A 12,791-nucleotide genomic window follows, 5' to 3' on the forward strand; every position below is an offset into this window, starting at 1 on the left:
GGTCAACGCCTCGGACGACCACGATCGGGCCATGACGATCGCCGACCCCTTCCTGGCCCTCAGCGCCCGCACCAACCGGTTCACCAACGGAGCGCCGCGCGCCTTCACCCTCGCCGAGGACGGTACCCGGCTCCTCCTGCTCCGCTCGACCGGTTCCGACGATCCCGTCGACCGCCTGTACCTGCTGGACGCCGCCACCGGCGAGGAACGCCTGGTCGCCGACCCCTCCACCCTGATCCCCGGCCGCAGCGGCGCGCGCGCCGAACTCCCCACCCTCGAACGGCGGTTGCGCGAACGCACCCGGCTGACGGCCGCCGGTATCGGCACCTACGCGGCCACCCCCGACCTCTCCGTCGCCGTCTTCGCCCTCGACGGCCGGCTCTTCCGCACCGACACCGCCACCGGCGTCACCAGCGAACTCCCCGCCCCCGCACCGGCGTTCGACCCCCGGCCGGACGCCCGCGGCGAGCGGATCGCCTACGTCGCCGACGACGCCCTCCACCTCGGCCCCGGCCACGAGCGGCTCTCCCCCTACGACCCCTGCGACAGCGCCCGCTGGGGCGTCGCCGAGTTCGCCGCCGCCGAGGAGCTGGGCCGCTCCCGCGGCCACTGGTGGCGCCCGGACGGCGGTGCCCTGCTCGCCACCCGCGTCGACGAATCCGCCCTCCCCCGCCGCTACTTCGCCGACCCGGCCGCCCCCGGCGAGCCCGGCGAGGACTTCGCCTACCCGCAGGCCGGCGGCCCCAACGCCGACGTCCAGCTCTGGGTGCTCGGCCTCGACGGAACCCGCGTCCAACTCCACTGGGACGCCGAGCAGTTCCCGTACGTCTGCGCCGCCGAGTGGGCCTCGGACGGCGAGGTTCTGCTCACCGTCGCCGACCGCCTCCAGCAGAACGTGCTGCTGCTCACCGCCGACCCGGCCACCGGCGAGACCCGCGAACTCTCCCGCACGACCGACGAGTTCTGGGTCGACGACCTGCCCGGCACCCCCGCCCGGCTGCCCGACGGGCGCCTGCTCACCGTCCACGACACCCCGCTCGCCCGGGGCCTCGCCCTGGACGGCAAGCCCCTGGACACCGCCGGGCTGCAGATCCGCCGCGTCCTCGGCTCCCTCGACGGAGCCCTCCTCTGCGAGACCGGCCAGGGCGACCCGGCCGACCAGCACCTCCACCTGATCGACCCGGACGGCGCCGCGGCCACCCCCCTCCACAGCCGCCCGGGCGCCCACCACAGCGCCCTCACCGCCGGCGGGACCGTGCTGCTCACCACCGCCACCCCCGAGGGCACCCGCCGCACCCTGCACCACAACGGCCGCGAGCTGCCCCTCACCGACCTGTCCGCCCCCCTGCCGTACACCGTCCGCCCGCACCTCGCCCGCGTCACCGAACGCGCCCTGCCCACCGCCGTCGTGTACCCGCGCGACCACGTGCCCGGCCGCCGCCTGCCCGTCCTCCTGGATGTCTACGGCGGCCCCGGCTTCCAGGCCGTCGCCACCGAACCGCGCCGCTGGCAGCTGCGCCAGTGGTGGGCCGACCAGGGCTTCGCCGTGGTCACCACCGACAACCGCGGCACGCCGTTCGTCTCCCCCGAGTTCACCCGTGCCATCTTCCGCCGCTTCTCCCAGGCGGCCCTGGACGACCAGGTCGACGCCCTGCACGCCCTCGCCGCCGACCACCCCGACCTCGACCTCGGCCGCGTCGGCGTGCGCGGCTGGTCGTACGGCGGGTACTTCGCCGCCCTCGCGGTGCTGCGCCGCCCGGACGTCTTCCACGCCGCCTGCGCGGGCGCCCCGCCCACCGACTTCCGCCTCTACGACACCGCGTACACCGAGCGCTACCTCGGCCTGCCGCAGGACAACCCCGAGGGCTACGCGGACGACTGCCTGCTCACCGACGCGCCCGCCCTGGAGCGCCCGCTGCTGCTGATCCACGGGCTCGCCGACGACAACGTCCACCCCTCCCACACCCTGCTGCTCTCCCAGGCCCTCACCCGCGCCGGCCGCCCGCACAGCGTCCTGCCGCTGCCGGGCGTCACCCACATGACCCCCGGCGGCGTGAACGAGCAGCTGGCGCTCGCCGAACTCGCCTTCCTGCGCGGGGCGCTGGACCGTTGAACCCGCCCGCCCGGGGCTGACAGACTCTCCGCTCGACCGCCGCGCACCTGGCGAGACGGCACGGACGAGAACGGGGAGCACGAACGGATGAGGATCGAAAGACCGGGCCCGGTCGCCGGCCGCCAGTGGACCCCACTGACGGCCGGCAACGCGGGTCTCGCCTTCGGGCTGGAACTCGCCCTGCTGGTCGCCCTGGGCTACTGGGGCTTCAAAACCGGCTCCACCCTGGCCACCCGGCTGCTGCTCGGCCTCGGTGCCCCCGCCGCGGCCGCCACCGTCTGGGGCCTGTTCCTGGCGGCGGGCGGCCCGAAGTTCCGCCAGCCGCTGGCCGTGGAGATCGTGCTCAAGCTGCTCGTCCTCGGCACCGCCGCCCTCGCCCTGCACGCCACCGGCCGCACCACCCTGGCCTGGGTGTACGGCGGGCTCGTGGTGATCAGCGTGGCGATCGAGTACACGACCCGCTGACGCGCGGCGGCCCCGCCCGCTGACGCACAGCGGCCCCGGCCCGCCCTCTCGACAAGGAGGGGCAGGCCGGGGCCTCGTCACATCTGGAACCCGGTCGGACGCGGCCCTCTGAAGGTTCCCCGCCCCGCCCGACCGGGCGTCTGTTGCCGGGGGTCCGTCAGGAGCCCTCCGGGAAGTGGGACGCCGCCTGATGGCCCGTCATGAACCCTCCGGGAAGTGGCACGCGGCCTGCCGCTCGCCCGTACCGACGATCCGCAGCAGCGGCCGCTCGGTGCGGCACACCTCCTGCGCCTTCGGGCAGCGCGGGTGGAAGCTGCACCCCGCGGGCGGATTGGCCGGGCTCGGCGGGTCGCCGAGCAGCACGATCCGCTCCCGCGCCCGCTCCGCCGCCGGGTCGGGCAGCGGCACGGCGGACAGCAGCGCCCGGGTGTACGGGTGCGCGGGCTCGCCGTACACGTCGGCCTTGTCGCCGATCTCGACGATCCGCCCCAGGTACATCACCGCGACGCGGTCGCAGACCCGCTTGACCACCGACAGGTCGTGCGCGATGAACACGTACGCCAGGCCCAGTTCCTTCTGCAGGCGCTCCATCAGGTTGACCACCTGGGCCTGGATGGAGACGTCCAGCGCGGAGACCGGCTCGTCCGCGATCACCAGCCTCGGCGAGGTGGCCAGCGACCGGGCGATGCCGATGCGCTGCGCCTGGCCGCCGGAGAACTCGTGCGGGTAGCGGTCCACGTGCTCGGGGATCAGCCCGACCAGTTCCATCAGCTCGACGGCCCGCTTGCGCGCGTCGGCCGCGCTGGAGCCCTGCACCAGCAGCGGCTCGGAGATGATCCGGGCCACCGTCTGGCGGGGGTTGAGCGAGGAGTACGGGTCCTGGAACACCATCTGCAGGTGCCGCCGGTGCGGGCGCAGCCGGCCCTGCGGGAGGCTGCCGATCTCGGTGCCGTCGAAGGTGACGGTGCCCGAGGTCGGGTCCAGCAGCCGTACGATCATCCGCCCGGTGGTGGACTTGCCGCAGCCGGACTCGCCGACCAGCCCCAGGGTCTCCCCCGCCTCGAGGTCGAAGCTGACCCCGTCCACGGCCCGGATCGGCGCTCCGGCGCGGCCGGTGCGGCTGCGCCGGCCGGGGAAGGTCTTGACCAGGTCCTTCACGGAGAGCAAGGGCATCACGACACCACTTCCGACGACGGCACCAACGGCAGGTGGCAGGCCGCCATGTGCCCGGGCCCGAGCGGGTCGAGCAGGGGCCGTTCGGCCAGGCAGCGGGCGTGGTCCTCGGCCGGCGCGGCGGTGGTGCGGGCGCAGCGCGGGGCGAAGGCACAGCCGGGGGCGGGGGCGAGCAGCGAGGGCGGGGTGCCCGGGATGGCCCGCAGCGGGGCGTCGTCGCCGTCGTCGAGGCGGGGCAGCGAGTCGAGCAGCCCGCGGGTGTACGGGTGGGCGGGCTGCGCGAACAGCCGGTCCACCGGGGCCTGTTCGGCCGCGCGGCCGCCGTACATGACGAGCACCTCGTGGGCGACCCTGGCGACGACGCCGAGGTCGTGGGTGATCATCACGACGCCGAGGCCGCGCTCCTGCTGGATGCGGGCGATCAGGTCGAGGATCTGCGCCTGGACGGTGACGTCGAGGGCGGTGGTGGGCTCGTCGGCGATGAGCAGGTCGGGTTCGCAGGCCAGCGCCATGGCGATCATGACGCGCTGGCGCATGCCGCCGGAGAACTGGTGCGGGTACTCGTCGACGCGCCGGGCCGGTTCGGGGATGCCGACCTCGGCCAGCATCTCGATCGCCCTGGCCCGGCCGGCCTTGCGGCCCGCCTTGAAGTGCACCCGGTAGTGCTCGGCGATCTGCTCGCCGACGGTGTAGAAGGGGTGCAGGCTGGAGAGCGGGTCCTGGAAGATCATCGCGATCCGCCGGCCCCTCACCGTCCTCAATTCCCCTTCGCCGAGCCCGTTGAGCTCCTGCCCGTTGAGCCGGATCGAGCCCTCGACCCCGGCGCCCAGGTGCAGGCCCATGACGGCGAGCGAGGTGACGGACTTGCCGCTGCCGGACTCGCCGACCAGGCCGAGGGTGCGGCCGGCCTCGACGGAGAAGGAGATGCCGTCCACCGCCCGGACGGTGCCGCGCGGCGTGGAGAAGGCGACCTTGAGCCCCTCGACCTCCAACAGTGCGGTCATCAGTACCTCACTCTCGGGTCGACGAACGCGTAGAGCAGGTCGACCAGCAGGTTCGCGACGACGATGAAGAAGGCCGCGAGCAGGGTGACGCCGAGGATGACCGGCTGGTCCGAGCGGGCCAGCCCGTCGTAGAACAGCCGGCCGACGCCGGGCAGGCCGAAGATCGACTCGGTGATGACGGCCCCGGCCAGCAGCCCGCCGAGGTCCATGCCGAAGATGGTGAGGATCGGCGTCATCGCGGAGCGCAGCCCGTGCTTGACCGTGACGGTGCGCAGCGGCAGGCCCTTGGCCCGCGCGGTGCGGATGTACGGCTCGGCCATCGCCTCGATCATCGAGTTGCGGCTCTGGCGCGCGTACATGGCCGCGTACAGCAGGGCCAGCGCGATCCAGGGCAGCAGCAGGTTGGTGGCCCAGTCGACGGGATCGTCGGTGAACTCGTGGTACGCCGGGTACGGCAGCAGCCCTGCCGTCCTGACGACGCCCCAGATCAGCATGATCGAGGTGAAGTAGACCGGCAGCGAGGCGGCGCCGACCGAGAGCACCATCAGGCTCCGGTCCGCGAAGCCGCCCTTGCGCAGCGCCGAGGTGACGCCCGCGCCGAGGCCGAGGGCCAGCCAGAGCACGGCCGAGCCGATGGCCAGCGAGATCGAGACCGGCAGGCGGTCGGTGAGCAGGTCCCAGACCGGCAGCGAGTACTCGTAGGAGTAGCCGAGGCAGGGGAAGTCGCAGTGCACGGCGCTGGGGCCGGTGCCGTAGTCGCGGCCGGCGAAGATGCCCGTCAGGTAGTCGGCGAACTGCTGCCAGACCGACTTGTCCAGGCCCATCGCGGCCTTGACGTCGGCGAGCCGTTCGGGGCTGCAGGTCTTGCCGCAGGCCGCGGCGGCGGGGTCGTTGGGCAGCAGGTAGAAGATGGTGAAGGTGATGGCGCAGATGGCGAGCAGGATGCCCGCCACGCCGAGCAGGCGGCGGCCGAGGTAGAGGATCACGACCGGCCTCCCCGGGGGTCGAGGATGTCGCGCAGCGCGTCGCCGAGCAGGGTGAAGGCGAGGACGGCGAGGAAGAGGAAGACCGTCGGGATGAGGAAGTACGTCGGGTCGGTCTCGTAGTACTTGATGCTCTCGGCGATCATCTGCCCCCAGGAGGAGGTCGGCGGCCGCACGCCCACGCCGAGGTAGCTGAGGGCCGCCTCGGTGGCGATCATGCCGGGGATCAGCAGCGTGGTGTACGCGATGACCGGTCCGGAGACGTTCGGCAGGATCTCCCGGGTGAGGATGCGCCAGGAGCGGGCGCCGCCGACCTTGGCGGCCTCGACGTACTCGCGGTGCTTGAGGGAGAGGGTCTGACCACGCACGACGCGGGCGATGCCCGGCCAGGTGAACAGGCCGATGACCAGTGTGATCAGCAGGATCCGGTTGACGTCCTGGGCCACCGACATCATCGCGATCATGAAGATCAGCGAGGGGAAGGACATCGTGAGGTCCATCAGCCGGGACAGCACGGCGTCGGTGCGGCCGCCGAAGTAGCCGGCGGCGATGCCGGCCAGGGTGCCGGCGACCACGACCACGGCGGTGGCGGTGAAGGCGATCAGCAGCGAGACCTGGCCGCCGTGCAGCACCCGGGCGAACAGGTCGCGGCCGGTGGTCGGCTCGACGCCCAGCCAGTGCCGGGCGCCGATGCCGCCGAAGTCGCCCCGGGGCGTGCCGCCCAGGTACGAGTCGACGGACCGCTTGTCGAACTCCTCGGGCGACCAGCCCCCGAGCTCGCTCAACGGGCCGGCCAGGGCGGCCGCCAGGACCAGCACGGCGACCGTGATCAGGCCGAACCGGGCCGAACCCTTGGCCCAGAGCTGGTCCCAGACCAGCCGCCAGGGCCCGCGCCCGGCGGCCTTCGCGGGGCCCGCCGGCGCGGCGGTGGCCGCGTCGACGGGCTCAGTGGTGGTACTCATCGGTTCCGGACCTCAGCCCTTGCCCTTGGAGGGGTCCTTGAGGCCGACGGTGGCAAGGTCGAGCATCCCGGCGAAGCCGGAGTTCCCGAACGCGCCGGCCACGTTGGTGCCGACCATCAGCGGACGCCGCTGCCACATCAGCGGGACGGCCGGGGCCTTCTTCATCAGGTCCTCGTCCAGCTGCTTCCACGCCTTGTTGGCCTCGTTCACGTCCGTCATGGCCGCGATCTGGTCCATCCGGTCCATCGTGGCCTGGTCGCGGAACTGGCTGTAGTTGCCCTGGTTGCCCTTCTCCTTGATGGTCCGTCCGTCGAACAGGAACGGCAGGAAGGTCGCAGCGGAGGGGTAGTCCGGGCACCAGCCGTTGATGGTCAGCTCGGGGGCGTTCTTGGTGTCGCCGAGGGTGTCGGTGAAGGCGGACGGGTCCACGGTGTTGACGGTGACCTGCACGCCGACCTTGCTCAGCGACTGCTGGATCGCCTCGGCGCGGGTCTTGTCGCCGAGCGAGACGGTCAGCCCGACCTTGAGGTCGGTCTTGCCGGCGTCCTTGAGCAGCTGCTTGGCCTTCTCCGGGTCCCCGGCGGCCGGGATCTTCAGCGGGTCGGCCTTGTCGCCGCCGGTCAGCGACGGCGGGAGGAAGGACGTCGCCACGTCGGTCACGGCGGGCCCGCCGAAGGCCGTCGCCTGGGCCTCGCGGTCGACGGCCCACATCATCGCCTCGCGCACCTTCGGGTCGTCGAAGGGCGCCTTGGCGGTGTTCATGTACAGCATGTCCGTACAGCCGGTCCGCTCGGCCGCCATGCGCGAGCGCACGTCCGCCTTGGGGAGCACCTTGGCGATGGACTCGTGCTGCATCCAGGGCATGTTGATGGCGTTGGCGTCGGCGCCGTCGCTCGCGATGATCCGGTCGTCCGCCTGGCCGCCCTTGATGCCCTCGGTGACGACGATCCTGTCCGGGTACGCCTTGCGGACGGTGTCGGTGGCCTGGTCCCAGCTGGTGTTGCGGACCAGCACCAGCTGCTTGCCGCGGTCGTAGCTCTCGATCTTGTACGGGCCGGAGGAGAACGGGCGGGAGTCGTACTGGGTGCCCTTCTCCTGGGACTGCGGCACCGGGGCGAAGGTCGGCAGGGTGACGGTCTGGGAGAACTCGGCGACCGGGCGCTTCAGGTGGAAGACGATCGTCCTGTCGTCCGGGGTCTCGATGCTCGCCAGGTGCTGGCCGGTGAGCGGGCCCTTGTAGGACTCGCCGCCGGCCAGGTACTGGACGGCGTAGTCGGGGCCGCCGGTGAGGTCGGGGGCGAACGAGCGCTCGACGTTGTACTTGATGTCGGCGGACTTGATCGGGCTGCCGTCCTCGAACTTGAGGCCGTCCTTCAGGGTGAAGGTCCACACCTTGCCACCCTCCGCGGACTTGCCCAGGTCGGTGGCGAGGTCGGGGACGACCTCGCTCCCGGCGGCGCCCGGCTCGGACTTGAAGGTGGTCAGGGTGCGGTAGAGCAGCCGGGTTCCGAAGTCCATGTGCGGGACGGTCCAGTTGCGCGCCGGGTCGAGGTGGGCGAAGTCCTGGTTGGTCAGGATGTTGAGGGTGCCGCCCTTGGCGGGCGTGCCGCCGATGATCGAGCCGCTCTCCGCGCCCGGCCCCTTGGTGCTGGAGGGCGCCGCGTCACCGCCGCTGTCGCTCTTGTCGTTCTTGCAGGCCCCGAGACCGAGGGTGAGGGTCGCCGCGAGGGCCGCCGCGAGGGCGGCGTGGGTGCGCCTGGTCATGTTGCAACTCCGCTGTGGATGGCCGGATCTGGCCGCTGCGCTGTGTGACCCGTAACATAGTAATGTGAAATTGCACTGCACAAGAGGTGACAGCCGCCGTTACCGAGCTGTGTCCGTGCCTGTGTCCGTACGACACATCTCCCAAGCCCCGTTTAGGAGTTCACCGTGACCCTCGCACCGGCCGGCCTGAACACCGGCAGCCACGACCTTCCCGTCTCCCCCGCCCTCGACGCCTTCATGGCCACCCAGTGGGCCCCCAGCCCCCTCCCCGCCCACCTCCGCGTCCCCGGCCACGACCACTTCCCCGGCCGCCGCGCCCGGCTCTCCGCCGCCTTCCCCGGCGAGCGGCTCGTCATCCCCGCCGGACGCCTCAAGGTCCGCAACAACGACCTGGACTACCGCTTCCGGCCCCACAGCGCCTACGTCTGGCTCACGGGCCTCACCGGGGAGGACCAGGCCGACCACGTCCTCGTCCTCGAACCCGCCGGCCCCGAGGGCCACGAGCCCGTCCTCCACCTCCACCCCCGCTCCCCGCGCTCCGGCAGCGGCGGCGGCGAGTTCTACCGCGACCGCCGCTACGGGGAGTTCTGGGTCGGCCGCCGCCCCGACCTCGCCGAGGCCGCGCAGCTCACCGGCATTCGCACCGAACACCTCGGCCACCTGGACAAGCTGCTCACCGGCCCCCAGCCGCCCACCCGCGTCCTGGCCGGGGTCGACCCGTACGTGGACTCGGCCACCGGACGGGCCGCGGCCTCCGTCCAGGACCGCGAACTCGCCGCCGTCCTCGCCGAGTTGCGCCTCGTCAAGGACACCTGGGAGATCGGCCAGCTCCAACTCGCCGTCGACCACACCGTCACCGGCTTCGAGGACGTCGTCCGCGCCCTGCCCACCGCCCTGCGCCACCCCCGCGGCGAACGCTGGATCGAGGGCGTCTTCGACCTGCGCGCCCGCGCCGAGGGCAACGGCACCAGCTACACCACCATCGTCGCCTCCGGCGCCCACGCCTGCGTCCTGCACTGGATACGCAACGACGGCGCCCTCGACCCCGACTCACTGCTCCTGCTCGACGCGGGCGTCGAGACCGACACCCTCTACGCCGCCGACATCACCCGCACCCTCCCCCTCAGCGGCACCTTCACTCCCATCCAGCGCCAGGCGTACGACCTCGTCCTCGCCGCCCAGAGCGCCGGCATCGCCGCCCTGCGCCCCGGCGCCCGCTACCGCGACTTCCACGCCGCCGCCATGCGCGTCATCGCCGAGGGCCTCGCCGACTGGGGCGTCCTGCGCATCCCCGCCGAACAGTCCCTCGCCGACGACAGCGGCCTCCACCGCCGCTACACCCTCTGCGGCAGCGGCCACATGCTCGGCCTCGACTACCACGACTGCGCCCAGTCCCGTGCCGACCGCTACCTCGACGGCACCCTGGAGGAAGGCATGGTCCTCACCGTCGAACCCGGCCTCTACCTCCAGCCCGACGACGAAACCCTCCCCCTCGAACTGCGCGGCCTCGGCATCCGCATCGAGGACGACCTCGTCATCACCGAGGACGGCGCCCACCTCATGTCCGGCGCCCTCCCCCGCGCCGCCAAGGACATCGAGTCCTGGATGTCCACCCTCCTCAGCTGACGAGAGCCGAACGAGAGCCGGACGATCAAGCCACCTTGATCGTCCGCTCCCCGTGCCGCACGGCTACCTCGACCTCGCCGCCGATCGCAGCGGCGTACGCCCGCAGGTTGTCCAAACTGTCCACCTGCCCGTGCTCGATCTGCGACACCCGCGCCTGGCTAACTCCCATGAGTTCGGCCACCTCCTTCTGGGTAAGGCTGGCCTTCCGACGCAACTCCGCCAGCTCGTACCCTCGGATCTGCGCCAGCATCTCCTCCTTCATCTGCGCCCGCCTGGCCTCAGCCTCCGGCGTCGCCAACTCGGGAAACCGCTTCATCGCCTCGGCCCGAACCTCGGTCCAACTACGCCCCTTCATCGGCGTGCTCCGTTCTCCTGCTCCTCGACGTAGATCTCGTAGCGTTTCTCCGCCAGAGGAATCGACTCGTCGTACCACTCCGACCAGCGACCGGACTTGTCTCCTGCGACCAGGATGACGGCCTCCCTCTCCTGATCGAAGACGAACAGCATGCGCACCTCGCTGGCACCCGAGGAACCCGGCCTCAGCTCCTTGAGGTTGTGCAGGCGACTGCGATGGATTCGATCCACCAGAGGCCGCCCCAGGGATGGGCCCTCATCAGCCAGCAGGTCCAAGGCTTGAAGAATGCTGTCCGCTGTCTTGGGGTCGTCCTCGCAGACCTGCAAGTACCACTCTTAGACTTCCGCCAGCAACGTGATCTCCCACATGGTCACCAACTTAAGGTGCCTCTTATACGTTACCGCGCGCTTTCCCGCCCAATCCACCCCTCAGGGGGACAACACTCCTCACCCGGCGCGCGCCCGGCGCACTACCCCCGCGCGCTCAGCGGATGAGGCCGCTGATGCGGGCCTGGCGGACGGCGGCCGTGCGGGAGTCCACGGCAAGCTTGGTGTAGATGTGCACCAGGTGGGACTTCACGGTCGCCTGGCTCAGGTGCAGCCGCTGGCTGACCTGCTGGTTGGTGAGCCCGTCCGCGACCAGGCGCAGCACCTCCGTCTCCCGGGCGCTGAGCGCCGCCGCCGGGGTGCGCATCCGCTCCAGCAGCCGGTCGGCGACGCTGGGCGCGAGCGCCGAGCGTCCCGCCGCGGCGAAGCGGACGGCTGCGGCCAGCTCCTCCGGGGGCGCGTCCTTGAGCAGGTACCCGGTGGCGCCCGCCTCCAGCGCGGGCAGGGTGTCGGCGTCGCTGTCGTAGGTGGTGACGACGAGCACCCGGGGCGCCCCCGGCTCGGCGGTGATGCGGGCGGTGGCCTGCGCCCCGTTGAGCGCCGAGCCGGGCCCGAACTGCAGGTCCATGAGCACCACGTCGACCCCGCCCTCGGCGGCCAGTTCGACCGCCCGCTCCGCGGTGGCCGCCTCCGCGACGATGGTGAAGTCCGGCTCGCCCTCGAGGACGGCCCGCAGCCCGGCCCGCACCACCGGGTGGTCGTCGGCGATCAGCAGCCGGATCACGCGCCCGCCTCTCCGGTCGGCGCCACGGGCAGCTGCACCGCGAGCGTCGTCCCCTCCCCGGGCGCCGACTCCACGGTGAACCGGCCCCCGAGCGCCCGCGCCCGGGCCCGCATCGAGGGCAGCCCGAACCCGCCGTCGCCCCCGCCCGTACGGCCCGCGACCGCCGCCGGATCGAACCCGGCCCCGTCGTCGAACACGTCCAGCGCCACTTCGCCCTCCATGTAGCTGAGCGTCACCTCGGCGTGCGAGGCGCCCGCGTGCCGAACGGTGTTGCCGAGCGCCGACTGCGCGATCCGCAGCAGCGCGACCTCCTGCGGCACCGCCAGCCGTACGGGCTCCCCGGAGACGTGCAGGCGGACCGCCAGCCCGCTGTGCGCCGTCGTGGTGGCGCACAGCCGCTCCAGCGCGACGGGCAGCGGGTCCCCGTCCAGCGCGGGCGGGGTGAGCGCCCGGACGAAGCGCCGGGCCTCGTCCAGGTTGTCCTGCGCGGCCCGCCGCGCCTGCTCGACGTACCCGGAGGCGGCGTCGGTTCGCTCGGGCAGCGCCCGCTGGGCGGCGCGCAGCAGCAACTGGATGGAGCTGAGGCTCTGCGCGAGGGTGTCGTGGATCTCCCGGGCGAGCCGCTCGCGCTCGGCGAGGACGCCCGCGGTGTGGTGGGCGGCGTCGAGGTCGGCGCGGGTGGCGGTGAGCTCGTCGATGAGCCGGCGCCGCTCCTCGCTCTCCCGGTACAGCGCCTGGTAGCCGAGGACGGTCGCGGTGGCGACGGCCGCGCCGAGAGCGGGCCCGATGGAGGCGGCGAAGCTGAACCCGTGCAGGTGCCAGGACCAGGCCGCGATCGACGCGAGCGCGGTCAGGGCGACGGCCGCGAGCCCACCGCGCCGGTCGAGCAGGTGCAGTTCCAGGAAGTACAGCGGGAACGCCAGCCACACCCCGTCCTGGGTGGCGATCAGCACGCCCGCCCAGGTCACCCCGAGCAGCGCCAGCCACAGGGCGGCGGCCCGGCGCGACCGGCGCACGGAGGCGAGCCTGGGCCCCACGGCGTAGCAGACGGCCATCGCGGAGGCGGCGGCCCCGACGGCCACCGGATCGCCGCCCCGGCCGACCACGGCCCGGACGACGACGAGCGCAAGCAGGCCCGCCACGAGCAGGTGCAGGCAGACCTGGAGGATGCGGGCGACGGGGGTGATGCGGGGTCGTTCGGTCGCCATCCCTCCAGCCTAGGGTCCACGCCCCGGC

At 72.6% G+C, this 12,791-nt stretch carries 12 protein-coding genes; 3 read left to right on the plus strand and 9 right to left on the minus strand.

Going from position 1 to position 12,791, the window contains the following annotated elements; translation table 11 throughout:
• Positions 1-31: 31 nt before the first annotated feature.
• A complete protein-coding gene (locus IH61_RS0113170) occupies positions 32-2,113 on the plus strand; it encodes a S9 family peptidase (RefSeq protein WP_031069107.1) in 2,082 nt (693 codons plus the stop codon).
• An 87-nt stretch (positions 2,114-2,200) separates the two neighbouring features.
• Positions 2,201-2,578 carry a YrdB family protein gene (locus IH61_RS0113175; protein ID WP_031069109.1) on the plus strand — a complete coding sequence of 126 codons (378 nt, stop codon included), beginning with the start codon at positions 2,201-2,203 and terminating at the stop codon, positions 2,576-2,578.
• A gap of 198 nt (positions 2,579-2,776) precedes the next feature.
• On the opposite strand, the gene IH61_RS0113180 is transcribed toward IH61_RS0113175, so the two are convergent.
• From IH61_RS0113180 to IH61_RS0113200, 5 genes are read right to left on the minus strand one after another with little or no spacing between them, the layout of a single operon-like run.
• The gene (locus IH61_RS0113180) at positions 2,777-3,751 is read right to left on the minus strand and encodes an ABC transporter ATP-binding protein (protein ID WP_078911068.1); all 975 of its coding nucleotides are present in this window, start codon (positions 3,749-3,751) and stop codon (positions 2,777-2,779) included.
• Positions 3,751-4,755 carry an ABC transporter ATP-binding protein gene (locus IH61_RS0113185; protein ID WP_031069112.1) on the minus strand — a complete coding sequence of 335 codons (1,005 nt, stop codon included), beginning with the start codon at positions 4,753-4,755 and terminating at the stop codon, positions 3,751-3,753. The genes IH61_RS0113180 and IH61_RS0113185 overlap by 1 nt, the downstream gene beginning before the upstream one ends.
• On the minus strand, positions 4,755-5,741 hold the full coding sequence (locus tag IH61_RS0113190) for an ABC transporter permease (RefSeq protein ID WP_031069113.1): 987 nt from the start codon (positions 5,739-5,741) through the stop codon (positions 4,755-4,757). The genes IH61_RS0113185 and IH61_RS0113190 overlap by 1 nt, the downstream gene beginning before the upstream one ends.
• Positions 5,738-6,700 carry an ABC transporter permease gene (locus tag IH61_RS0113195; RefSeq protein WP_031069114.1) on the minus strand — a complete coding sequence of 321 codons (963 nt, stop codon included), beginning with the start codon at positions 6,698-6,700 and terminating at the stop codon, positions 5,738-5,740. The genes IH61_RS0113190 and IH61_RS0113195 overlap by 4 nt, the downstream gene beginning before the upstream one ends.
• Positions 6,701-6,712: 12 nt before the next feature.
• On the minus strand, positions 6,713-8,464 hold the full coding sequence (locus IH61_RS0113200; protein WP_031069116.1) for an ABC transporter substrate-binding protein: 1,752 nt from the start codon (positions 8,462-8,464) through the stop codon (positions 6,713-6,715).
• A gap of 165 nt (positions 8,465-8,629) precedes the next feature.
• Between IH61_RS0113200 and IH61_RS0113205 the strand changes: the two genes are divergently transcribed.
• A complete protein-coding gene (locus IH61_RS0113205) occupies positions 8,630-10,090 on the plus strand; it encodes an aminopeptidase P family protein (protein WP_031069118.1) in 1,461 nt (486 codons plus the stop codon).
• A gap of 25 nt (positions 10,091-10,115) precedes the next feature.
• Here the strand turns inward: IH61_RS0113205 and IH61_RS0113210 are convergent, their stop codons facing one another.
• From IH61_RS0113210 to IH61_RS0113225, 4 genes are all read right to left on the minus strand, one after another.
• Complete coding sequence (locus tag IH61_RS0113210; protein WP_031069120.1) at positions 10,116-10,445, minus strand: XRE family transcriptional regulator; 330 nt, start codon at positions 10,443-10,445, stop codon at positions 10,116-10,118.
• Positions 10,442-10,771, minus strand: coding sequence for a type II toxin-antitoxin system RelE/ParE family toxin (locus tag IH61_RS40840; RefSeq protein ID WP_234327166.1), 330 nt, complete (start codon positions 10,769-10,771; stop codon positions 10,442-10,444). The genes IH61_RS0113210 and IH61_RS40840 overlap by 4 nt, the downstream gene beginning before the upstream one ends.
• A 157-nt stretch (positions 10,772-10,928) precedes the next feature.
• Positions 10,929-11,555 carry a response regulator gene (locus IH61_RS0113220; protein WP_031069122.1) on the minus strand — a complete coding sequence of 209 codons (627 nt, stop codon included), beginning with the start codon at positions 11,553-11,555 and terminating at the stop codon, positions 10,929-10,931.
• Positions 11,552-12,763, minus strand: a complete 1,212-nt coding sequence (locus IH61_RS0113225; protein ID WP_031069124.1) for a sensor histidine kinase — start codon at positions 12,761-12,763, stop codon at positions 11,552-11,554. The genes IH61_RS0113220 and IH61_RS0113225 overlap by 4 nt, the downstream gene beginning before the upstream one ends.
• Positions 12,764-12,791 lie beyond the last annotated feature (28 nt).

This window comes from Streptomyces sp. NRRL WC-3742, assembly GCF_000720635.1.
Classification (GTDB): Bacteria; Actinomycetota; Actinomycetes; order Streptomycetales; family Streptomycetaceae; genus Kitasatospora.